The sequence below is a fragment of the Stenotrophomonas sp. YJH_SMC_133 genome (assembly GCF_059370655.1).
This window is the reverse complement of the sequence record NZ_JCAFTW010000001.1, coordinates 510,251-533,405: the sequence shown is the minus strand read 5'-3', so window position 1 is coordinate 533,405 and position 23,155 is coordinate 510,251. Positions and strand designations below refer to the sequence as shown.

Sequence of the window (23,155 nt, the reverse complement as noted above, 5' to 3'; positions counted from 1 at the left end):
CCCTGCCGAGCCCCGCGTGCCGACCAAGGTCGGCAGCTACCGGGACGCGCCGGGCCGTCAGGCCTTGTCGGCGTCGGTGGTGAAGCTCTCGCCGCAGCCACACTCGGCGGTGGCATTGGGGTTGCTGAACGTGAAGGTCTCGCTCAGGCCGTGCTTGCCGAAGTCGATCACGGTACCGTCCACCAGCGCCAGGCTCTTGGCGTCGACATAGATCTTCACGCCATCCTGCTCGAACACGGTATCGCCCTCGCGCTCGTCGCGTGCCAGGTCGGTGATGTGGCCCCAGCCGGAGCAACCGGTCTTGGTCACGCCGAAACGCAGGCCCAGCGCACCGGGGGTCTGGGCGACAAAGCGCTGCACGCGCTCGAAAGCAATGGGGGTCAGGCTGACGGCCATGGGGCTACTCCAGAGGTACGGGGACATTATAAGGAGCCGTTGCCGCGAAAAATGCCTCGCAAGCAGAACGCTGCAACCGGTAAACTCCCGTGTTCACAGATCGAGTCGATCAGCAGAGGATTCAAGTCATGACGGTGGTCAGCGTTGAACATGCGCTTGCCGGGAAGATCCCGGAAGGCGGCGAAGTCACGGTACGCGGATGGGTGCGCACGGTGCGCGGTTCAGCGAATCTGGCCTTCGTGAATGTGAGCGACGGCTCCTGCTTCGCCCCGATCCAGGTCGTGGCCGGCGACAGCCTGGCCAACTTCGACGAGATCAAGCGCCTGACCAGCGGCTGCTCGGTCATCGCCACCGGCACCCTGGTGAAGTCGCAGGGCAAGGGCCAGTCGTTCGAGATCCAGGCCAGTGCAGTGGAAGTGGTCGGCTGGGTCGAAGACCCGCTCACCTACCCGATCCAGCCCAAGCCGATGTCGCCGGAGTTCCTGCGCGAAGTGGCGCACCTGCGCCCGCGCACCAACCTGTTCGGCGCGGTCACCCGCATCCGCAACTGCCTGGCCCAGGCCGTGCACCGCTTCTTCCACGAGAACGGCTTCAACTGGATCAGCACCCCGATCATCACCACCTCCGACGCCGAAGGCGCCGGCCAGATGTTCCGCGTGTCCACCCTGGACATGGTGAACCTGCCGCGTGACGAGAAGGGCACGATCGATTTCAGCCGCGACTTCTTCGGCAAGGAAACCTTCCTGACCGTGTCCGGCCAGCTGAACGTCGAGGCCTACTGCCTGGCGCTGAGCAAGGTCTATACCTTCGGCCCGACCTTCCGCGCCGAGAACAGCCACACCACCCGCCACCTGGCGGAGTTCTGGATGATCGAGCCGGAAATCGCCTTCGCCGACCTGGCCGAAGACGCACGCCTGGCCGAAGAGTTCCTGAAGTACCTGTTCCGTGCGGTGCTGAACGAGCGCAGCGACGACCTGGCCTTCATCGCCGAGCGCGTGGACAAGAACGCGATCACCAAGCTGGAAGACTTCATCAACGCACCGTTCGAGCGCATCGACTACACCGACGCGGTCAGCCTGCTGCAGAAGTCCGGCAGGAAGTTCGACTTCCCGGTCGAATGGGGCCTAGACCTGCAGACCGAGCACGAGCGCTGGCTGACCGAGGAACACGTCGGCCGCCCGGTGGTGGTGACCAACTATCCGGAGCACATCAAGGCCTTCTACATGCGCCTGAACGACGACGGCAAGACCGTTGCCGCGATGGACGTGCTGGCCCCGGGCATCGGCGAGATCATCGGCGGCAGCCAGCGCGAAGAGCGCCTGGACGTGCTGGACGCGCGCATGGCCCAGTTCGGCCTGGATCGCGAGCACTACAGCTGGTACCGCGATTTCCGCCGTTATGGCTCGGTGCCGCACGCCGGCTTCGGCCTGGGCTTCGAGCGCCTGGTGGTGTACGTCTGCGGGCTGTCCAACATCCGCGATGCGATCCCCTACCCGCGCGCCCCGGGCAGCGCGGACTTCTAAGCCCCATACGACCACGGAGGTACTGCCCCCATGACCCTGTTCTTCGCCCTCTGTTTCGTTGGCGTTGCAGTGGCCGGGTTCAGTGCCTTCGTGATCTTCTGGCCGCTGACCCTGGTGCACGTGCGCGACCGCCATCCGGCGCTCGCCGCGCGCTTCGGCAGCGGCGCCTTCCTCAAGCCCGATGCCCTGGCCTGGCTGCTGCGCCGCGACTATCGGCAGCAACCGGACCGCTCGCTGTCCGGGCTGGCGACACCGGCCTGGGTATCGCTGCTGACCCTGCTGGCCGGACTGGGCATGGCCGCCCTGCTCTGGCTGGCCTCGCTCTGGTAATACGCTCATGAACGACATCACCGCCTCGCGCGACAGCTGGTGGCTGGCCAGCCTCGGCAACACCCTGATCTGGGCGCGCCTGCGCGTTCGCCCGGCCGGCACCGCCGAAGTGCTCGACAGCGATGGCAACACGCTGAGCTACGACAGCGAAGACACCGCCCGTTCGCAGTTGTTCGACGCCGAGTTCGTCGAGTACGACGGCCTGGACGAGGAGGACGCACTGGTGCGCGGCTTCAGCCTGCACGAAGTGCAGCCGCCGCAGGCCGACAGCGACGAGGGTCTGCGTGGCCGCATGATCCAGTCGCTGGGCGGGCGCGCCTGATCCCTGCATGTTCACCCCGCGCGCCTTCGCCGAGACCGACCTGCTCTGGCTGGACCGCCTGCTGGCGCGCGACCCGTTCGTCACCGTGCTCACCCCCGGCAGCGATGGCCTGCCGGAGCTGACCCGGATGCCGGTGCTGTACCGGCGTGACGGCGACCAGATCGAACTGCGCGGCCACTGGGCCCGCGCCAACCCGCAGTCGCGCCACAGCGGCGCGGCCAAGGTACTGGTCGATGGCCCACACGGCTACGTCTCGGCCAGCTGGTATCCGGACAAGGAACCCGCTGCGCGGGTACCCACCTGGAACTACGCCGCTGCCGAGCTGCGTGGCCAGCTGCAGACCTTCGACGACGCTGATGCGCTGGCCGAACTGGTCGGCGCGATCAGCGACCGCTTCGAAGCCAGCGTCGGCCAGGCCTGGCGGTTCGATCCCGCGCGCGCCGAACACGGCCCGGAGCTGCGCGCCATCGTCGGCTTCCGCTTCCAGGTGGAACACGTGCAGCTGAAGCTGAAACTCAGCCAGAACCATCCCGACGCCAACCAGCAGGCCGTGATCGCCGCACTGGACGCACTCGCCTCCCCGTCCTCCCATGAGCTGGCGCAGTGGATGCGCTGGCACCGTGAACAGTCCGCCTCCAGCGGCTGATCACCCCAGCTTCCCGCGACGGCGCGACCAGAACGGCCGCGCCTTGCCCCCACCCGACGCCAGGGATACCGCACATGAAAGACATCCACCGCCTGCTGCAGAACAACCGCGACTGGGCCGACCGCATCGCCAAGGAAGACCCTGAGTTCTTCCAGCAGCTGTCCAAGCAGCAGCACCCGGAGTACCTGTGGATCGGCTGCTCCGACTCGCGGGTGCCGGCCAACCAGATCATCGGCATGGCCCCGGGTGAAGTGTTCGTGCACCGCAACGTCGCCAACGTGGTCGCGCACACCGACCTGAACTGCCTGAGCGTGGTGCAGTACGCGGTGGACCAGTTGAAGGTGAAGCACATCCTGATCGTCGGCCACTACGGCTGCGGCGGCGTGCACGCCTGCCTGCACAATACCCGCGTCGGCCTGGCCGACAACTGGCTGCGCCATGTCGGCGACGTGGTGCAGAAGCACCAGGGCATCCTCGATGCGATCGAGGATGACGAGCTGAAGCACGCGCGCCTGTGCGAACTGAACGTGATCGAGCAGGTCGCCAACCTGTGCCGTTCGACCATCGTCGAGGACGCCTGGGCGCGCGGGCAGAAGCTGATGGTGCACGGCTGGGTCTACAGCCTGAAGAACGGCCGGGTCAGCGAAATGGGGATCGATGTCGGTGGACCGGAAGAGCTGAAGCCAGCCTATGAAAAGGCACTGTCCTACGTGCCCCGCCAGGGCCGGCGCGACTGACCTCACTACGGACCACGACCATGCCCGCCTCGCCGATCAACCTGCACGCCTGGATCGAAGAAAACCGCCACCTGCTGAAACCGCCGGTGGGCAACAAGATGATCGACAACGGCGACTTCATCGTGATGGTCGTGGGCGGGCCGAATTCGCGCACCGACTATCACTACGACGAAGGCCCGGAGTGGTTCTACCAGCTCGAGGGCGAGATGGTGCTGAAGGTGCAGGAGGACGGCGCGGTGCGCGACATCCCGATCCGCGCCGGCGAGATCTTCCTGTTGCCGGCCAGGGTGCCGCACTCGCCGCGGCGCCCGCCCGGCGGCATCGGCCTGGTGGTCGAGCGCAAGCGCCTGCCGCACGAGAAGGACGGCGTGATCTGGCACTGCGAACGCTGCAACCACAAGCTGCACGAAGAGTTCTTCCCGCTGCAGAACATCGAGACCGACCTGCCCAAGGTGTTCGCGCGCTATCACGCCAGCCTGGAGCTGCGTACCTGCAGCCAGTGCGGGCATGTGGATCCGCTGCCGGTGCCGGCGGCGGGCTGACGCCCACACCGGTAGGCGCCCACCCTGGTGGGCGCATCGATCCACGCGCGCCAGCCAAGGTGGGCCACTACCAGAAGACGCGGCGCTCGAAGCGTGGCCGCGTCCACCGGGCCATGCCCCAGGCGCTACACTGGCGGTCCCGTTGCAGCCTGTTGCCCGACCATGTCCGACCTGCTCAGCCGCACCCACGCCATTGCTCTGGACGCCGCCGATCCGCTGCGCCCGCTGCGTAACGAATTCCTGATTCCGCGCCATGGCGGTGGCGAGCAGACCTACTTCGTCGGCAACTCGCTGGGCCTGCAGCCGCGTGGCGCCCAGGCCGCGGTGCAGGAAGTGATGAAGCAATGGGGCGAGCTGGCGGTGGAAGGCCACTTCACCGGCCCGACGCAGTGGCTGTCCTACCACCGCCTGGTGAGCGCGCAGCTGGCCCGCGTGGTCGGTGCACTGCCCAGCGAAGTGGTGGCGATGAACACGCTGAGCGTGAACCTGCACCTGATGATGGTCAGCTTCTACCGACCGACCGCGCAGCGCCCGGTGATCCTGATGGAAGCCGGTGCGTTCCCGACCGACCGACACGCGGTCGAAGCGCAGATCCGTTTCCACGGGTTCGACCCCGCCGAGTGCCTGGTGGAAGTGCAACCGGACGAAGCCAACGGAACGATCTCGCTCACCGCGATCGAGCGCGCCATCGCCGAACACGGTCCGCGCCTTGCACTGGTGCTGTGGCCCGGCGTGCAGTACCGCACCGGCCAGGCCTTCGACCTCGATGCAATCACCCGTGCTGCCCGCCTGCAGGGCGCGCGCATCGGCTTCGACCTGGCGCACTCGGTCGGCAACCTGCCGCTGCGCCTGCATGACGTCGCACCCGATTTCGCCGTGTGGTGCCACTACAAATACCTCAACAGCGGCCCGGGTGCGGTGGCCGGCGCGTTCGTGCACGAGCGCCATCACCGCGACACCACGCTGCCGCGCTTTGCCGGCTGGTGGGGCCATGAGGAAGCCACCCGCTTCCAGATGGCACCGCAGTTCACCCCCGCCATCGGTGCCGAAGGCTGGCAGCTCAGCAATCCGCCGATCCTCGGCCTGGCGCCGCTGCGCGCGTCGCTGGACCTGTTCGAGCGCGCCGGCATGGAGGCACTGCGCAACAAGTCGCTGGCGTTGACCGGCATGCTCGAAGCGCTTGTACGTGCACGCCTTTCCGGCGTGCTCGACATCATCACCCCGGCCGAGCCACAGCGCCGTGGCTGCCAGCTGTCATTGCGCGTGATCGGTGGCCGCGAGCGCGGCCGTGCGCTGTTCGAGCACCTGCGCGGCATCGGCGTGCTCGGCGACTGGCGCGAGCCGGACGTGATCCGCATCTCGCCCACCCCGCTCTACAACCGCTACCTGGACGTGCACCACTTCGTCGAGGAAGTGGAAGCCTGGGCCGGCCTCTGAGCCGGTCCCTCCCCTACTGCTGGACAGTTCGTTGATCGCACATGCTTCCCGCTCGTTGAGCATTATCGGTGCCGGCCTCGCCGGGTCGCTGCTGGCCATCCTGCTGTCACGCCAGGGCTGGCGCATCACCCTGTACGAACGCCGTGGCGATCCACGCGTGGCCGACTACGAGAGCGGCCGCTCGATCAACCTGGCGCTGGCCGAGCGTGGGCGCAATGCGCTGCGCCAGGCCGGTGTGGAAGACGAGGTCATGGCGCGCGCGGTGATGATGCGCGGACGCATGGTGCATCCGCGCGAAGGCGAACCGCAACTGCAGCGCTATGGCCGCGACGACAGCGAAGTGATCTGGTCGATCCATCGCAGCGACCTCAACACCACGCTGCTGGAACTGGCCGAACAGGCTGGCGCGACCGTACACTTCCACCGCCGCCTGCACACCGTCGATTTCGACGCCGGCTACGCACGCTTCATCGACGACCGCGACGACAGCCCGCATGACATCCGCTTCGACACCCTGATCGGTGCCGATGGTGCAGGCTCGGCCCTGCGCGCGGCGATGAACCGGCGGGCGCCGCTGGGCGAGGACATCGCGTTCCTCGATCACTCCTACAAGGAGCTGGAAATTCCGCCGGCCGACGATGGCAGCTTCCGCATCGAGCGCAACGCGCTGCATATCTGGCCGCGCGGCCATTACATGTGCATCGCCCTGCCCAATCACGAAGGCACCTTCACCGTCACTTTGTTCCTGCCCAACCAGGGCGATCCCAGCTTCGCCACGATCAATACCGGCGCGCAGGCCGAGGCGCTGTTCGCGCGCGAGTTCGCCGACACCCTGCCACTGATCCCGAACCTGCGCGCAGACTGGGAACAGCACCCGCCGGGCCTGCTTGGCACGCTGACGCTCGATCGCTGGCACCAGCAGGGCCGTGCCGTGCTGATCGGCGACGCCGCGCATGCGATGGTGCCGTTCCACGGCCAGGGCATGAACTGCGCGTTCGAGGACTGCGTTGCACTGGCCCGCCACCTGATGGAGGCCGATGATCTGGAAGGTGCGTTCGCCGCGTTCGAAGCCGAGCGCAAGCCGAATGCACGTGCCATCCAGCAGATGGCGCTGGAGAACTACCTGGAAATGCGCGACCGCGTCGCCGACCCTGCATTCCTGCTGCAGCGCGAACTGGAACAGGAACTGCAGCGGCGCTGGCCGACCCGCTTCGTGCCGCACTACACGATGGTCACCTTCCTGCACACGCCGTACGCCGAGGCGCTGCGCCGCACCGAACTGCAACGCGACATGCTGGTGGCCGCCACCGCCGGCCATGATTCACTGGACAACATCGACTGGGCCGCGCTGGAAGCGCAGATCCACGCGCAGCTGCCGGTCCTGGAGGGCGCGCACTGATGGCTGACAGCTTCCTGTTCTACGATCTGGAAACCTTCGGCCAGGACCCGCGGCGCACGCGCATCTCGCAGTTCGCCGCCATCCGAACCGACGCCGATCTCAACGAAATCGACACCCCGGTCAGCTTCTTCGTGCGCCCGGCCGATGATCTGCTGCCCTCGCCGATGGCCACCCTGGTTACCGGCATCACCCCGCAGCAGGCACTGGCCGAGGGCATCAGCGAGGCCGAGGCCTTCGACCGCATCAACGAGCAGCTGTCGCGCCCCGGCACCTGCGCGCTGGGCTACAACACGCTGCGCTTCGACGATGAGTTCGTCCGCTACGGGCTGTTCCGCAACTTCCACGACCCGTACGAACGCGAGTGGCGCAACGGTAATTCGCGCTGGGACCTGCTGGACATGCTGCGGCTGATGCGCGCGATGCGCCCGGACGGCATCCAGTGGCCGCTGCGCGAGGATGGCGCCACCTCGTTCAAGCTCGAACATCTGGCCGAAGCCAACCACGTGCGCGAAGGCGATGCACACGAAGCACTGTCCGACGTGCGCGCCACCATCGGCATGGCGCGGCTGTTCAAGCAGTCGCAACCACGCCTGTGGGACTACGCCCTGAAGCTGCGCGACAAGCGCTTCGTCGGCGGCCTGCTGGACGTGGCCGCGATGAAGCCGGTGCTGCACATTTCCATGCGCTACCCGGCCAGCCGCCTGTGCGCGGCACCGGTGCTGCCGTTGGCCGTGCACCCGACCATCAACAACCGGGTGATCGTATTCGACCTGGATGGCGAGATCGACGACCTGCTGGAACTGCCGGCCGAGGTGATCGCACAGCGCCTGTACATGCGCGCCAGCGAGCTGCCCGAAGGCGCGGCACGGGTACCGCTGAAGGAAGTGCATCTGAACAAGGTGCCGGCGCTGATCGCCTGGAACCACCTGCGCGCCGATGACCACGCGCGCCTCGGCCTGGATGTGGCTGCGATCGAAGCCAAGGTGGAACGCCTGCGCGCGTTCGCCCCGCAGCTGGCCGAAAAAGCCCGGCAGGTCTACAACCAGCCCCGCGCCGCCACCGTGGCCGACGTCGATGCCTCGCTGTACGACGGCTTCCTCGGCAACGGTGACAAGCCGCTGCTTGCGCTTGCACGCACCACTGCGCCCGAGCAGCTGGCCGCGCTGGAAGGTCGCTTCCGCGACCCGCGCCTGCCGGAGCTGCTGTTCCGCTACCGCGCGCGCAATCATCCCGACAGCCTCGCGCCGCCTGAACGCCAGCGCTGGCAGGATTACCGCCGCCAGCGCCTGCTCGGAGACGGCGGCCTGGGCGAACTCAACCTGCCCCAGTACCAGCAGCAACTGGACGCACTGGCCGCCGAAGCGCCCGATGACACCCGGCGCCAGGCCCTGCTGCAATCGCTGCGCGACTGGGGCCAGCACCTGCAGGAGACGCTGTGAGCACTTATTTCTCGGACGCCAGCTTCAAGTTCCTGCGCAGCCTTGCGCGGCACAACGACAAGGCCTGGTTCAACGATCACCGCCAGCAGTACGAAGACCACGTGCGGCAGCCGTTCCTGCGCCTGCTGGGCGACCTGCAGCCGGCGCTGGCCGAGGTCAGCGAGCACTTCCGCGCCGATACCCGTGGCGTCGGTGGCTCGCTGTTCCGCATCCATCGTGACGCGCGTTTTTCCAACGACAAGTCGCCGTACAAGACCTGGCAGGGTGCACGCCTGTTCCATGAGCGCCGCCGCGAAGTGGCTGCGCCCTCGTTCTACGTGCACCTGCAGCCGGGCGAGAGCTTCGTCGGCGCCGGCCTGTGGCATCCGGAACCGGAAACCCAGCGCCGCGTACGCCACTTCATCCTCGACAATCCGGGCAGCTGGAAGGCCGCCGCGCATGCACCGGCCCTGCGCAAACGCTTCGATTTCGAGGAGAGCGAAAAGCTGGTGCGGCCCCCGCGTGGCTTCCCGGCCGACTTCGAGTTCATCGACGACCTCAAGCACCGCAACTGGGTGATGTGGCGCTCGCTGGACGATGCCACCATGACCGGCCCGCGCCTGCTGTCCACGCTGGGCAAGGACCTGGCTGGGCTCGGCCCGTTCGTTGACTACCTGTGCGCGGCGCTGGACCTGGAGTTCTGAGCCGCATCACCTGCCGTTCACCACTGGCTGCCTCACTTGCGGCAGTCTGGACAGCATGAAGAAGCTCACTGCACTGGCTGTGCTGCTGGTCCTGGCCTTGGCTGCGTGGTGGTTCGGCGGCCCGTACATGGCCGTGCGTGGCCTGTCCAAGGCCATCGAAGAACGCGACACGGCGCGACTGGAACGCTATGTCGATTTCCCTCGCGTGCGCAGCAGCCTGCGCGCCCAGCTCAACGACTATCTGGTACGCCAGGCCGGCCCGGATGTAGCGGCCAGCCCGTTCGGCGCCCTGCTGTACGGCCTCGGCGACCAGCTCGGCGGTGCAGCGGTGGAGACCATGGTGACCCCGACCGGGATCGGCGCAATGCTGCAGGGCCACGTGCTGTGGAAGCGCGGCCGCAATGAACTGCAGGGCGGTGATGCCTTCGGCGCGACCGAGCCGGCACGGCCATTGAAGAACGCCGAGCATCACTTCGAAGCGCTGGACCGCTTCGTGATCGACGTCGATCGCGGCCCCGACCAGCCGCCGATGAAAGTGGTGCTGGAACCGCAGGGCCTGCGCTGGAAGGTGGTGGATCTGCAGTTGGGGATGTCGGCCACCCCGTGACGGGTCATGCCCTTCGACGGTGCTGCTTTCGGTAGATGCCCACCTTGGTGGGCATGGATCCAGGACGGCGCCAACCAAGGTTGGCGACTACCGCGGTACAGCGCTCTGGTAGATGCCCACCTTGGTGGGCGTCGATGCATGGCAGTGCCAACCAATGGCTGGCACCCACCCGGCATGGTCTCACCCCTCGTTGGCGACACCGTGCGGTACGTGGCCGGCGGCCACGTGTTCGCGCGCACTGTCGATGTTGTGCTGCGAATCATCGAAGAAGATGTCGGCACCGAACGCCTGCAGGAACGGCCCCTTGTGGCGGCCGCCGAGGAACAGCGCTTCGTCGAGGCGCACTCCCCACTCGCGCAGGGTGCGGATTACGCGCTCATGCGCCGGTGCCGAGCGTGCGGTCACCAGCGCAGTGCGGATCGGCGCGCTCTCGCCCGCCGGGAACACTTCCTGCAGCGTATGCAGGGCCGACAGGAAACCGCGGAATGGGCCGCCGCTGAGGGGTTCGCGGGCCCGTTCACGCTCGTGCCGGCCAAACGCCTCCACGCCCTGCTCGCGCGAGATGCGCTCGCTCTCGTCACCGAAGATCACTGCGTCACCGTCGAAGGCGATGCGCAACTGGCCGGCCGGGCGACCGGTATCGATCTGGTCGGCCGCCGCGGCGGCGGTTTCGCCAGGCGGCTTGGGCAGGATGGTCGCCGCGGCGATGCCGTGGCGCAGCGCGCTGCGCACCGATTCCGGGTTGGCTGACAGGAACAGGTCGGTGCCGAACGGCTTCACATACGGCCAGGTCGGCTCGCCGGCGGTGAACGTTGCACGGATGATGCCCAGGCCGTAGTGCTGGATCGAATTGAAGATGCGCAGGCCGGTATCGGCCGAGTTGCGCGACAGCAGGATCACCTCGACGCGAGGATTCTCCGGGCTGGCCCCCTGGTTCAAAGCCAGCAGCTTGCGCACCACCGGGAAGGCCACGCCGGGGCCGAGGATGTCGTCCTCGTGCTGGCGCTGGAATTCGGCATAGGCCGCCACGCCATCGCTCTCGAACAGCGCGTGGCTTTCCTCGAGGTCGAACAGCGCGCGCGAGGTCACCGCGACGGTCAGCAAACGGGGGGAGTTGTCGCCCATCGGTGGGGGTCCTTCAAGCGGTCGGCACGGCCGGCTGCCCATTGTCCTCAAAAAACGAACTGTTCGCTCAGGATCCGGTCTTCCAGGTTGTGCTCCGGGTCGAACAGCAGGGTCACGCGGCGGTCCTTCGACTCACGGATGGTCACCTCGACCACGTCGCGGGTCTCGTGCGAATCGGCAGTCACGCTGACCGGGCGCTTGTACGGATCGAGCACGCGGAAGCGCACTTCGGTATCAGCCTTCAGGATCGCGCCGCGCCAGCGCCGCGGCCGGTACGGGGCCAACGGCGTCAGCGCGATGGTGTGCGAGCCCAGCGGCAGCACCGGACCATGCGCGGAATAGTTGTAGGCGGTACTGCCGGCCGGGGTGGCCACCAGCACGCCGTCGCCGATCAGTTCGGCCACGCGCTCCTGGCCGTTCAGATCGATACCGATATGCGCGGCCTGCCGGGTCTGGCGCAGCAGCGAAACATCGTTGTAGGCCAGCGAGCCGGTACTGGTGCCGGACTCGGTCAGCGCCACCATTTCCAGCGGGCGCAGGTTGGCCGGTTCGGCGCGCGCAATGCGGGCCTGCACGTCATCGTCGCCACGGTACTGGTTCATCAGGAAACCGACCGTGCCCAGCTTCATGCCGAACACCGGCTTGCCCAAGTGCCCGTGCCGGTGCAGGGTCTGCAGCATGAAGCCGTCGCCACCCAGCGGGCACAGTACGTCGGCCTGCTCCGGCGTGTGATCGCCATAACGCGAAATCATCGCCGCGCGAGCCATCTGCGCAGGTTCGGTGGTGCTGGCCAGGAAAGCGATGCGGGGGGTGTCGCTCATCGGTGGATCCGGGTGGGGTGTGCCAGCAAGAGCATACCCGGTAGTGCCGGCCGCTGGCCGGCAGCTGCACCCGGTTGCGGTTCATGCGGTTGCCGGCCAGCGGCCGACACTACCAGGCAATGCAGAACGGCCCCGCTTTCGCGGGGCCGTTCCTCCAACTGCTGCAGATCAGGAGCCCTCCTGAGTCAGGGGGGCGCGCCAACGGCGCGGGGGTCTGGGAGCATGGTTGGCATGGGGCCCACGGTTTGCAGAGCAAACCGTGGGGCGTCAGCGCGAATGCGCTTACGCACCATGCGCGGCCAGCTGGCCCAGGCGCTGCACCGCGACCGAAACGGTCGGGTAGTCCAGGGTCTTCTGCTCGGCCAGTTCGGCCAGCATCGCCAGGGTAAAGCGCAGGCTGTTGTCGTCACGGCCCATCCAGGCAGCGACCTTGGCTTCAGCACTGCCACCCTTGGTGCCCAGCACCTGGCCAGCCAGGTTGCGGTGGTTGGCCGCCAGTTCGTCACGCAGCACGCCACGTGCCACGGCGTGCCAACGACCGTTGACCTCCAGCGCGTCGACCTGCTCGAACAGCCACGGCAGCTGCAGGGCATCGCCCAGGCGGAAGTGGACCTTGGACACGTCCACCGGCTTCAGCTTGCGGGTGCGGGCCAGTTCGATGATGTCGAACGCCGGCTCCAGGAAGTGCAGTTCGGCCAACTGCTGCGCCAGTGCGGACGGCAGGCCCTTCTCCTTCCACTCGGCCACCAGGGCTTCGTAGGTCGGACGCTGCGAATCCGGCAGCACACCCGAAGCAACGCGGATGTCGTTGAACGGACCCTGGTAGCGGTTGACCGCTTCGGTGATGCCCGGCATCGCACCCGGGCGCGACAGCAGCCAGCGCACGAACGAGCGCTGCAGCTTCCAGATCACTTCCAGCGCATCGATCTGCACCGACTCCGGCACCTTGCCGTCGAGGGCATCGATCTGCGCCCACAGCGCGCGTGCATCCAGCGTTTCGCGGCTGATGGTGTAGGCCTTGGCGACCTCGGCGATGGAACGGCCGGTGTCTTCCTGCATGCGCATCAGGAAGGTAGCGCCCATGCGGTTGATGGTCTGGTTGGTCACGGCCGTGGCGATGATTTCGCGCTTCAGGCGGTGACGCTCCATCGCGTCGGCGTACTTCTTCTGCAGCGGGGTCGGGAAGTAGCGCTGCAGTTCCTTGGACAGGTACGGATCTTCCGGGATGTCCGATTCCAGCAGCTGGGCGAACGCCACCAGCTTCGAGTAGGACAGCAGCACCGACAGTTCCGGGCGGGTCAGGCCCTGGCCGCGTGCCTTGCGCTGGGACAGCTCGGCGTCGGACGGCAGGAACTCGATCTGGCGATCCAGCAGGCCCTGCTGTTCCAGGGTACGGATGAAGTGCTGCTTGGAACCCAGGCGCTTGACCGCCATCCGCTCCATCAGGCTCAGCGCCTGGTTCTGGCGGTAGTTGTCATTGAGCACCAGCTCGGCGACTTCATCGGTCATCGAGGCCAGCAGCTTGTTGCGCTGCTCGACGGTCAGCTTCTTGGCCCGCACCACATCGTTGAGCAGGATCTTGATGTTGACTTCGTGGTCGGAGGTGTCCACACCGGCCGAGTTGTCGATGAAGTCGGTGTTGAGCAGCACGCCGGCCTGGGCGGCTTCGATGCGGCCCAGCTGGGTCATGCCCAGGTTGCCGCCCTCGCCCACCACCTTGCAGCGCAGCTCGCCACCGTTCACGCGCAGGGCGTTGTTGGCGCGGTCGCCGACATCGCTGTGCTGCTCGCTGGCAGCCTTCACGTAGGTACCGATGCCGCCGTTCCACAGCAGGTCGACCGGTGCCTTCAGGATCGCGCTCATCAGATCGTTCGGCGACAGCGCCTTGACGTTGTCATCCAGGCCCAGCGCTTCACGCACCTGCGGGGTGATCTCGATCGACTTCAGGCTGCGCGGGTACACGCCGCCGCCCTTGCTGATCAGCTTGGCGTCGTAGTCCGCCCAGCTCGAACGCGGCACGGTGAACAGGCGCTCACGTTCGACGAACGTGGTGGCCGCATCCGGGTTCGGGTCCAGGAAGATGTGGCGGTGATCGAAGGCAGCGACCAGGCGGATGTGGCGCGACAGCAGCATGCCGTTGCCGAACACGTCGCCGGACATGTCGCCGACGCCGACCGCAGTGAAGTCCTGGGTCTGGCTGTCACGGCCCAGAGCACGGAAGTGGCGCTTGACCGATTCCCACGCACCGCGTGCGGTGATGCCCATGCCCTTGTGGTCATAGCCAACCGAACCACCGGAGGCGAACGCATCGCCCATCCAGAAGCCGTGCGCGATGGCCAGGCCGTTGGCGATGTCGGAGAAGGTCGCGGTGCCCTTGTCGGCGGCCACCACCAGGTACGGATCGTCCATGTCGTGGCGCACGACATCCACCGGCGGCACGATCTTGTTGTTGACGATGTTGTCGGTGATGTCCAGCAGGCCCTGGATGAACAGCTTGTAGCAGGCCACGCCGTTGGCGAAGATCGCGTCGCGGTCGCCGTTCACCGGCGGGGTCTTGGCGAAGAAGCCGCCCTTCGCGCCGACCGGCACGATTACGGTGTTCTTGACCATCTGAGCCTTGACCAGGCCCAGCACTTCGGTACGGAAGTCTTCGCGACGGTCCGACCAGCGCAGGCCGCCACGGGCGACCGCGCCGAAGCGCAGGTGGGTACCTTCCACGCGCGGGCCGTAGACGAAGATCTCGCGGTACGGGCGCGGCTTCGGCAGGTCCGGCACCAGCGCCGAATCAAACTTGAAGCTGATGACATGGCCGTGCTGGCCGTTGGCATCGGTCTGGTAGTAGCTGGTGCGCAGGGTCGCGTCGATCACGCCCATGAACGAGCGCAGGATGCGGTCCTCGTCCAGACTGGACACACGGTCCATCAGCTTCAGCAGCGCATCGCGCGCGGCCTGCATCTGCGCGTCGCGGTCACCCTTGCGGGCGTCGACCACGGTCTTGAGCACCTTCAGGGTGGCGTCGTCGCCAGCAGCCAGCACATCGAAGTGGGCCTTCAGCTGGGCCTGGCCGGCGGCGATGTCGTCCTTGCTCTCGTGGCCGGTAGCCGGATCGAAGCGCGCTTCGAACAGCTCGACCAGCAGTCGGGCCAGCAGCGGGTAGCGCGCGAAGGTGCCTTCCACGTAGGCCTGCGAGAACGGCACGCCGGTCTGCAGCAGGTACTTGCAGTAGCCACGCAGCATGGCGACCTGGCGCCAGTGCAGGCCGGCAGCCAGCACCAGGCGGTTGAAGCCGTCGTTCTCGGCATCGCCGTGCCAGACGCGGGCAAAGGTCTCGCCGAAGGCTTCATCGACGCTGGCGGCATCGATCGCGCCGGCGGTCGATTCGACCTCGAAGTCCTGCACGTACACCGGGGCGTTGTCGACCGACAGGCGGTACGGACGCTCGGCGATCACGCGCAGGCCCATGTTTTCCATCATCGGCAGCGCGTCCGACAGCGGGATGTCGTCCAGCTGGCGATACAGCTTCAGGCGCAGGCCATCACCGCTTTCGCGCGGCACGGCCTGCAGGCTCAGGCGCAGGTCGTCCGGGCCGGTCAGGGCATCAAGCTGGCTGACATCGTTGGCTGCAACCGCGGTGCTGTTGTCTTCGATGTAGCCGGCCGGCAGCGCCTTGCCGATACGCGCGGCGATGCGCAGGCCTTCGGTCTCGCCGTGGCGGGCCACCAGCGCTTCGCGCAGGTCGTCCTGCCAGTTGCGCAGCACCTGGGCCAGCTTCTGCTCCAGTTCGGCGGTATCAACGTCGAGCATTTCACCCGGCTTCGGGCGCACGATCAGGTGCACCTGGGCCAGCGGCGATTCGCCCAGCACCACCGAGCTGTCGACGTACTCGCCGTGCAGCGCGTCCTTCAGCATCGCTTCGATGCGCAGGCGCACGTCGGTGTTGAAGCGCTCACGCGGCAGGTAGACCAGCGCGGAGATGAAACGGCTGTACTTGTCGCGGCGCAGGAACAGGCGGCTGCGCACGCGTTCCTGCAGGCCCAGCACGCCCATCGCGGTGCGGAACAGTTCGTCCTCGCTGGACTGGAACAGTTCTTCGCGCGGCAGGGTTTCCAGGATGTGGCGCAGGGCCTTGCCACTGTGGCTGGCCGGGGCCAGGCCCGACTGCTTCATCACGTGCTCGTGGCGCTGGCGCACCAGCGGGATCTCCCACGGGCGACGGTTGTAGGCGCTGGAGGTGAACAGGCCAAGGAAGCGCTGCTCGCCGATGATCTTGCCCTTGGCGTCGAATTCCAGCACGCCGATGTAGTCCATGTAGCCGGCGCGGTGCACGCGCGAGCGGGCATTGGTCTTGGTCAGGATCAGCGCGTCCTTCAGGCCGGACGTGGCGTTCAGGCCCTGCGCGGCCAGGGTCTTGACCGGGCGGGCCGCGGACTTGTCCTTGCCGCGCATCAGGCCCAGGCCGGTGTCGTTCAGCGGCGCCAGTACGTCTTCCTTGCCCTGCTTCTCGACGCGGTACTCGCGGTAGCCGAAGAAGGTGAAGTGGTTGTCGGCGGCCCAGCGCAGGAACTCCTGTGCTTCCTTGCGCGATGCATCGTCGACTGGCAGCTGGCGCTTGCCCAGGTCGTCGGCCAGCGCCAACGCCTTGTCCTTCATCGGCTGCCAGTCGCGCACGATCGCGCGCACTTCGTCCAGCGCCTTGTTGATGGCCTGTTCGATGGCGGCCATGGCTTCGGCCGGCTGGCGGTCGATCTCCAGCAGCATCACCGACTCGGCATCACCCTCGCCGACCTTGACCAGCTTGCCGGCCTTGTCGCGGGTGAAGCGCAGCACCGGGTGGCCCAGCACGTGGACGCCCACGCCCTGCTCGGCCAGCGACATGGTGACCGTATCCACGAGGAACGGCATGTCATCGTTGACGATCTGCAGAACGGTGTGCGGCGATTCCCAACCGTTGGCCTTCGCGGTCGGATTGAACACGCGGACGTTGGCCTTGCCGGCCTTGCGGGCACGCGCGAATTCCAGCGTCTCAGCCGCGAGAGCGGCCCACTCTTCAGCGCTGTGGTGCGGGAACTCGTCCGATTCCATGCGCTTGTAGAAGTCAGTGGCAAAGGCCACTGCTTCGGCCTGTGCGGCCGCGGGGTAGCGCTTGCGCAAGGCCGTGTACACCGGCTCCAGGGAGAAACCAGCGGTCACTGCGACCTCCGACTCTGCTGGTTTCGTCTTGTTCTTCACGGTCTTGGCTGCGGTTTTTTGCGGTTTCATGGCAGAGCGATGCGCTTGCTCAGTTGGGAAAATGAAATTGTAGCCCTACCGCGCGAAAAGGCCTTGCTGCAGGACGGAATAAGCAGATTCGGGTTTGCTGCGGTTCAAACGCCTATTCAGTTCGCACCGGTATGGTGCTGGCGCCTGTTTCAGCACTGCCGACAGGATCGGCAAAACGTGTTACCGGAAGACACACGCGGCGACGCCGACGCGATTCCACAATCCTGAACTGGACGGTATAGTCCACCGCGTGAACCCGGCCTACCTCCCCGTTGCCCTCGATGCACGCGATGAGCGTGTGTTCGACGCCGTACGCGAACTGCTGGCCCAGCAGGGCATGCAGATGAGCATGGAGGCGGTGGCCCAGCACGCCGGCTGCTCCAAGCAGACCCTGTACTCGCGCTACGGCAGCAAGCAGGAACTGCTGCGCCGGGTGATGCAGCGCCACGTCGGCCACGCCACCGGCGCCATGGTTCGTGCACTCCGCACTGACGACCTGCGTGCCAGCCTGCTCCAGTTCGCCACCGACTTCCTGGAGCACTTCAACCAACCGCACGTGGGCCAGGCCTGCCGGCTGATCGCCGCCGACGCGGCCCAGTTTCCCGAAGAGGCGCGTACGCTGTACCGGCACGGAGCCGGCGCACTGACGCTTCATCTTGCTGAATGGATTGAAACCGTTTGCATGCGTGGCCAGCTCCGGCATGACGACCCGCACTTCATGGCCGAACTGCTGCTGAGCATGATTGCCGGTCAGGATTTCGACAAACAGCGTTTCCATACCCCCCATCGTGATGACGCGCGGCTGCGTCGGCGCTGGGCAGAGTTCTCCGTCGACAGCTTCCTGCGCGCCTTCGCGCCTCAGCCGTCGCCGGCCCCGTCTTCAAACCAACCCCGGAGTTCCTCCTGATGACCGCCCCACTCCGCACCCTTGCCTTGACGTGCGCCGTTGCTGTCGCGCTGGCTGCCTGCAAGAAGCCGGAACAGCAGACGCCCCCGCCGCCGGAGGTGGGCGTGATCGACGCCAAGCCGCAGACCCTGCCGCTGCAGCGCGAGCTGGTCGGTCGCCTGTCGCCGTTCCGCAGCGCCGACGTGCGTGCGCGCGTGCCGGGCGTGCTGCTCAAGCGCGTCTACCAGGAAGGCTCGCAGGTCAAGCAGGGCCAGACCCTGTTCCTGATCGACCCGGCGCCGCTGCGTGCCTCGCTCAACGCCTCCGAAGCACAGCTGGCCTCGGCCCGCGCGACCTACGCCAACGCCAAGGTGGCCGCCGACCGTGCACGTTCGCTGGCGCCGCAGCAGTTCGTCTCCAAGTCCGACCTGGACAACGCTGAATCGGCCGAGCGTACCGCGCTGGCGGCGGTCAAGCAGGCCGAAGCAGCGGTGACTTCCTCGCGCATCAGCCTGGGCTACACCGAAGTAACCGCACCGATCAGCGGCGTGGCCAACAAGCAGCAGGTCACCGAAGGCGCGCTGGTCGGCCAGGGCGATGTGACCCTGCTGACCACCGTCGACCAGCTCGACCCGCTGTACGTGAACTTCTCGCTGAGCGTGGACGAGCTGACCCAGCTGCGCGCGCAACAGGCCAAGGGCGCGCTGGCGCTGTCGGGCGACGGCAAGGCCACGGTGAACGTCAAGCTGGCCGATGGCAGCACCTACAGCGAGCCGGGCACCCTGGACTTCTCCTCGACCACGGTCGACCCGGCCACCGGTGCGGTGTCGTTGCGCGCGTTGCTGCCGAACCCACAGCAGATCCTGCTGCCGGGCGCCTTCGTCAGCTTCCAGGCCAACCTGGGCGAACGCAACAATGCCTTCCTGGTACCGCAGCAGGCCCTGCTGCGCGACACCACCGGCGGCTACGTGATGGTGGTCGGCGCCGACGGCAAGGTCGCGCGCAAGAACGTGAAGACCGATGGCGCGCAGAACGGCAACTGGCTGGTCAGCGACGGCCTGGCCGCCGGCGACAAGGTGATCGTGGCCGGCGTGCAGAAGGTCAAGGAAGGTGCACCGGCGGTGGCCAAGCCGTGGAGCCCGGGGCAGGACGCCAACGGCAAGCCGGCCGCAGGCGGCGCCGCTGCGGCGGGCACCGCACCGGCTGCTGGCAAGGCACCGGCCGACGCGGCCAAGCCCGAGCAGGCCGATGCGGCCAAGCCGGCCGCCACCGATTCGAACAAGCAGTAACGGGAACCTTCCGTCATGCCTAAATTTTTCATCGAACATCCAGTCTTCGCCTGGGTGGTGGCGATCCTGATCTCGCTCAGCGGCGTGATCGCGATCCTCAACCTGGGCGTGGAGTCCTATCCCAACATCGCCCCGCCGCAGGTCACCGTCTCGGCCACCTACCCGGGCGCCAGTGCCGACACCACGGAAAAATCGGTCACCCAGGTGATCGAGCAGCAGCTGACCGGTATCGATCACCTGCTGTACTTCAGCTCTTCCTCGTCGTCCAACGGCCGTGCGCAGATCACCCTGACCTTCGAGACGGGTACCGATCCGGACATCGCCCAGGTGCAGGTGCAGAACAAGGTCTCGCTGGCCACGCCCCGACTGCCTTCGGAAGTGACCCAGCAGGGCGTGGTGGTGGCCAAGGCCAACGCCGGCTTCCTGATGGTGGTGGCGCTGCAGTCCGATACCCCGACCATCAACCGTGATGCGCTGAACGACATCGTTGGTTCGCGCGTGCTCGACCAGGTCTCGCGTATCCCCGGCGTCGGCAGCACCCAGCAGTTCGGTTCCGAGTACGCCATGAACATCTGGCTGAACCCGGAAAAGATGCAGGGTTATGGCCTGTCGGCCAGCCAGGTGCTGGCTGCGGTGCGCGCGCAGAACGTGCAGTTCGCCGCCGGTGCGCTTGGCTCGGATCCGTCGCCGGAAGGCCAGCACTTCACCGCCACGGTCTCGGCCGAAGGCCGCTTCAGTTCGCCGCAGGAGTTCGAGAACATCATCCTGCGCGCCAACGCTGACGGCTCGCGGGTGCTGTTGAAGGACATCGCCCGCGTTGCCTTCGGTGCCAACAACTACGGTTTCGACACCCAGTACAACGGCAAGCCGACCGGTGCCTTCGCCATCCAGCTGCTGCCGGGCGCCAACGCCCTGAACGTGGCCGAGGCGGTGCGCGCCAAGATGGACGAGCTGCAACCCAGCTTCCCGGCCGGCGTGACCTGGTTCTCGCCGTACGACAGCACCACCTTCGTCAAGATCTCGATCCAGGAAGTGGTCAAGACGCTGTTTGAAGCAGTGTTCCTGGTGTTCCTGGTGATGCTGATCTTCCTGCAGAACTTCCGCGCCACGCTGATCCCGACCCTGGTCATCCCGGTGGCGCTGCTCGGTACCTTCCTGGGCATGTGGATGATCGGCTTCACGATCAACCAGCTGACCCTGTTCGCGATGGTGCTGGCGATCGGCATCGTGGTCGATGACGCGATCGTGGTGATCGAGAACGTCGAACGCATCATGACCGAGGAAGGCCTGGCGCCGAAGCCGGCCACGCAGAAGGCGATGACCCAGATCACCGGCGCGGTGGTGGCGATCACCGTCGTGCTGGCTGCGGTGTTCATCCCGTCCGCCCTGCAGGGCGGCGCCGCCGGTGAGATCTACAAGCAGTTCGCCCTGACCATCGCCATTTCGATGGCGTTCTCGGCGTTCCTGGCGCTGGGCTTCACCCCGGCGCTGTGCGCGACCTTCCTGAAGCCGACGCACAACGACAACCCGAACATCGTCTACCGCACCTTCAACAAGTACTACGACAAGATCAGCCACACCTATGTCGGCCACATCACCTCGGCGGTGCGCCATGCGCCGCGCTGGATGATCCTGTTCGTGGTGCTCACCGCACTGTGCGGCTTCCTGTTCACCCGCATGCCGGGCAGCTTCCTGCCGGAAGAAGACCAGGGCTATGCGCTGGCGATCGTGCAGCTGCCGCCGGGCTCGACCAAGGGCCAGACCAACGAAGTGTTCGCGCAGATGCGTGGCATCCTGGAAAAGCAGGATGGCTATGAAGGCATGCTGCAGGTGGCCGGCTTCAGCTTCGTCGGCTCCGGCGAGAACGTGGGCATGGGCTTCATCCGCCTGAAGCAGTGGGAAGAACGCAAGTTCACCGCACCCGAGTTCATCCAGAACATGAACGGCGCGTTCTACGGCATCAAGGAAGCGCAGATCTTCGTGGTCAACCTGCCCACCGTGCAGGGCCTTGGCCAGTTCGGCGGCTTCGACATGTGGCTGCAGGACCGCAGTGGTGCCGGTTACGAGCAGCTGACGCAGGCCCGCAACATCCTGCTCGGCCAGGCCGCGCAGAAGCCGGACCACCTGGTCGGCGTGCGCCCGAACGGCCTGGAAAACGCGCCGCAGCTGCAGCTGCATGTGGACCGCGTGCAGGCGCAGTCGATGGGCATGTCGGTGTCGGACGTGTACAGCACCATCCAGCTGATGCTGGCCCCGGTGTACGTCAACGACTTCTTCTACGAAGGCCGCATCAAGCGCGTGACCATGCAGGCCGATGGTCCGTACCGCACCGGCCAGGAGTCGCTGAAGAGCTTCTACAGCCCCTCCAGCCTGACCAAGAACGCCGATGGCACCAATTCGATGATCCCGCTGAACACGGTGGTCAAGTCCGAATGGGTGTCGGCACCGCCGTCGCTGAGCCGCTACAACGGCTACTCGGCGATCAACATCGTCGGCTCGCAGGCCCCGGGTACCAGCTCGGGCGAGGCGATGCAGACCATGGAGAGCATCGTCAACGACGATCTGCCGGCCGGCTTCGGCTACGACTGGTCGGGCATGTCCTACCAGGAAATCCTGGCTGGCAACGCGGCGACGCTGCTGCTGGTGCTGTCGATCGTAGTGGTGTTCCTGTGCCTGGCCGCGCTGTATGAGAGCTGGTCGATCCCGGTGGCGGTGCTGCTGGTGGTGCCGCTGGGTGTGCTCGGTGCCCTCGGCCTGTCGATGCTGCGCGGCCTGCCAAACGATCTGTTCTTCAAGATCGGCCTGATCACCGTGATCGGCCTTGCGGCGAAGAACGCGATCCTGATCGTGGAGTTCGCGGTGGAGCAGCGCGCCGCCGGCAAGAACCTGCGCGATGCCACCATCGAAGCGGCCCGCCTGCGTTTCCGCCCGATCCTGATGACCTCGTTCGCGTTCATCATGGGCGTGATCCCGATGGCGATCTCCACCGGCGCGGGCGCCAACTCCCGCCACGCCATCGGTACCGGCGTGATCGGCGGCATGCTGTTCGCCACCCTGCTCGGCCTGTTGATGATCCCGGTGTTCTTCGTGGTCGTGCGCCGCATGCTGGGCGACAAGCTGGATGAACCGTCCAAGGAGTTCATGGAACGCCAGCGCGACGCGGATGCAGCACACCGTCCGGATCGTTGATCCAGCGGTGAACTGAAACGAGAAAGGCCCCGGAGCGATCCGGGGCCTTTGTTGTTGCCGCTTCTGGATCCATGCCGCCCCAGGTTGGCATCTACCGGGGCAACGGCATACCCGGTAGTCGCCAACCTTGGTGGGCGCTGTCCGGGCAGCGTCTCAGCGTAACACTGCGATCACCACGCATGCCGCCACAATCGCCAGTGCAGGCCATTGCATCGGCAGGAAGAAGAAGTGATGCGGAGCATGCTGCCCAGGTGCACGCGGCTTTCGATTGAGCACGAAACCCAGCACCGTGTTGATTGCCGAGCCAAGGCCGAACGCCAGCAGGACCTGACTGAGTGAAGTATTGCCGCGACCTACCGCTGGATCCGGGAACAGGATGAGGATGAGCAGCACGGCAGCGATCGGTGTGAGCAGGGTCAGCAGCCCTGCGCCTCGATAGATGAGCATGTGGTGGCGTCCATGAACGGTGGAGCATTCTGCGACCAAGGAGCGGGAATGCCAATGGACCGTTGGCATGTCGACTGC

The 23,155-nt window shown here is 66.5% G+C and carries 19 protein-coding genes; 14 read left to right on the top strand and 5 right to left on the bottom strand.

What is annotated here, in order from left to right:
• Positions 1-57: 57 nt before the first annotated feature.
• Positions 58-396, bottom strand: coding sequence for a HesB/IscA family protein (locus AC5P78_RS02415; RefSeq protein WP_005410230.1), 339 nt, complete (start codon positions 394-396; stop codon positions 58-60).
• Between the two features lie 128 nt (positions 397-524).
• On the opposite strand from AC5P78_RS02415, the gene asnS reads away from it, so the two are divergent.
• The 11 genes from asnS to AC5P78_RS02360 all read left to right on the top strand — a co-directional run bounded on the left by asnS (position 525) and on the right by AC5P78_RS02360 (position 10,061).
• Positions 525-1,919 carry an asparagine--tRNA ligase gene (gene asnS / locus AC5P78_RS02410; RefSeq protein ID WP_414498324.1) on the top strand — a complete coding sequence of 465 codons (1,395 nt, stop codon included), beginning with the start codon at positions 525-527 and terminating at the stop codon, positions 1,917-1,919.
• Between the two features lie 30 nt (positions 1,920-1,949).
• Positions 1,950-2,249, top strand: coding sequence for a hypothetical protein (locus AC5P78_RS02405; RefSeq protein WP_005410232.1), 300 nt, complete (start codon positions 1,950-1,952; stop codon positions 2,247-2,249).
• Positions 2,250-2,256: 7 nt separating this feature from the next.
• Positions 2,257-2,571: a hypothetical protein gene (locus AC5P78_RS02400; protein WP_006453002.1), complete on the top strand. Its 315-nt coding sequence runs from the start codon at positions 2,257-2,259 to the stop codon at positions 2,569-2,571.
• A 7-nt stretch (positions 2,572-2,578) separates the two neighbouring features.
• On the top strand, positions 2,579-3,217 hold the full coding sequence (locus AC5P78_RS02395) for an FMN-binding negative transcriptional regulator (protein WP_065183938.1): 639 nt from the start codon (positions 2,579-2,581) through the stop codon (positions 3,215-3,217).
• 74 nt (positions 3,218-3,291) lie between these two features.
• On the top strand, positions 3,292-3,954 hold the full coding sequence (gene can, locus AC5P78_RS02390; RefSeq protein WP_005413910.1) for a carbonate dehydratase: 663 nt from the start codon (positions 3,292-3,294) through the stop codon (positions 3,952-3,954).
• Positions 3,955-3,974: 20 nt separating this feature from the next.
• Complete coding sequence (locus AC5P78_RS02385; RefSeq protein WP_012480763.1) at positions 3,975-4,496, top strand: 3-hydroxyanthranilate 3,4-dioxygenase; 522 nt, start codon at positions 3,975-3,977, stop codon at positions 4,494-4,496.
• Positions 4,497-4,658: 162 nt separating this feature from the next.
• Complete coding sequence (kynU, locus tag AC5P78_RS02380; RefSeq protein WP_005410237.1) at positions 4,659-5,933, top strand: kynureninase; 1,275 nt, start codon at positions 4,659-4,661, stop codon at positions 5,931-5,933.
• A 31-nt stretch (positions 5,934-5,964) separates the two neighbouring features.
• Complete coding sequence (locus tag AC5P78_RS02375; protein WP_043034703.1) at positions 5,965-7,332, top strand: FAD-dependent oxidoreductase; 1,368 nt, start codon at positions 5,965-5,967, stop codon at positions 7,330-7,332.
• Positions 7,332-8,771, top strand: coding sequence for an exodeoxyribonuclease I (gene sbcB / locus AC5P78_RS02370; RefSeq protein WP_043034704.1), 1,440 nt, complete (start codon positions 7,332-7,334; stop codon positions 8,769-8,771). The genes AC5P78_RS02375 and sbcB overlap by 1 nt, the downstream gene beginning before the upstream one ends.
• Positions 8,768-9,454 (top strand): DUF2461 domain-containing protein, encoded by a 687-nt coding sequence (locus tag AC5P78_RS02365; RefSeq protein WP_005410240.1) that lies wholly within the window; start codon positions 8,768-8,770, stop codon positions 9,452-9,454. Before sbcB ends, AC5P78_RS02365 begins: the two co-directional genes overlap by 4 nt.
• Positions 9,455-9,509: 55 nt before the next feature.
• The gene (locus AC5P78_RS02360; protein ID WP_012480767.1) at positions 9,510-10,061 is read left to right on the top strand and encodes a DUF2939 domain-containing protein; all 552 of its coding nucleotides are present in this window, start codon (positions 9,510-9,512) and stop codon (positions 10,059-10,061) included.
• A gap of 180 nt (positions 10,062-10,241) precedes the next feature.
• On the opposite strand, the gene AC5P78_RS02355 is transcribed toward AC5P78_RS02360, so the two are convergent.
• From AC5P78_RS02355 to AC5P78_RS02345, 3 genes are all read right to left on the bottom strand, one after another.
• On the bottom strand, positions 10,242-11,186 hold the full coding sequence (locus AC5P78_RS02355; RefSeq protein ID WP_005410242.1) for a 5'-nucleotidase: 945 nt from the start codon (positions 11,184-11,186) through the stop codon (positions 10,242-10,244).
• Positions 11,187-11,233: 47 nt separating this feature from the next.
• Positions 11,234-12,007 carry an NAD kinase gene (locus AC5P78_RS02350; RefSeq protein ID WP_010480442.1) on the bottom strand — a complete coding sequence of 258 codons (774 nt, stop codon included), beginning with the start codon at positions 12,005-12,007 and terminating at the stop codon, positions 11,234-11,236.
• A gap of 282 nt (positions 12,008-12,289) precedes the next feature.
• Positions 12,290-17,266 (bottom strand): NAD-glutamate dehydrogenase, encoded by a 4,977-nt coding sequence (locus AC5P78_RS02345; RefSeq protein WP_414498325.1) that lies wholly within the window; start codon positions 17,264-17,266, stop codon positions 12,290-12,292.
• A gap of 250 nt (positions 17,267-17,516) precedes the next feature.
• Here AC5P78_RS02345 and AC5P78_RS02340 point away from each other — a divergent pair, with 250 nt between their 5' ends.
• The 3 genes from AC5P78_RS02340 to AC5P78_RS02330 are packed head-to-tail and all read left to right on the top strand — an operon-like array spanning position 17,517 to position 22,630.
• A complete protein-coding gene (locus tag AC5P78_RS02340; protein ID WP_005410245.1) occupies positions 17,517-18,173 on the top strand; it encodes a TetR/AcrR family transcriptional regulator in 657 nt (218 codons plus the stop codon).
• On the top strand, positions 18,173-19,441 hold the full coding sequence (locus AC5P78_RS02335) for an efflux RND transporter periplasmic adaptor subunit (RefSeq protein WP_414498326.1): 1,269 nt from the start codon (positions 18,173-18,175) through the stop codon (positions 19,439-19,441). Before AC5P78_RS02340 ends, AC5P78_RS02335 begins: the two co-directional genes overlap by 1 nt.
• A 15-nt stretch (positions 19,442-19,456) precedes the next feature.
• Positions 19,457-22,630, top strand: a complete 3,174-nt coding sequence (locus tag AC5P78_RS02330) for a multidrug efflux RND transporter permease subunit (protein ID WP_012480771.1) — start codon at positions 19,457-19,459, stop codon at positions 22,628-22,630.
• Between the two features lie 153 nt (positions 22,631-22,783).
• On the opposite strand, the gene AC5P78_RS02325 is transcribed toward AC5P78_RS02330, so the two are convergent.
• Entirely contained in the window at positions 22,784-23,077 is a 294-nt protein-coding gene (locus tag AC5P78_RS02325; protein ID WP_033833585.1) for a hypothetical protein, read from the bottom strand.
• Positions 23,078-23,155: the final 78 nt, after the last annotated feature.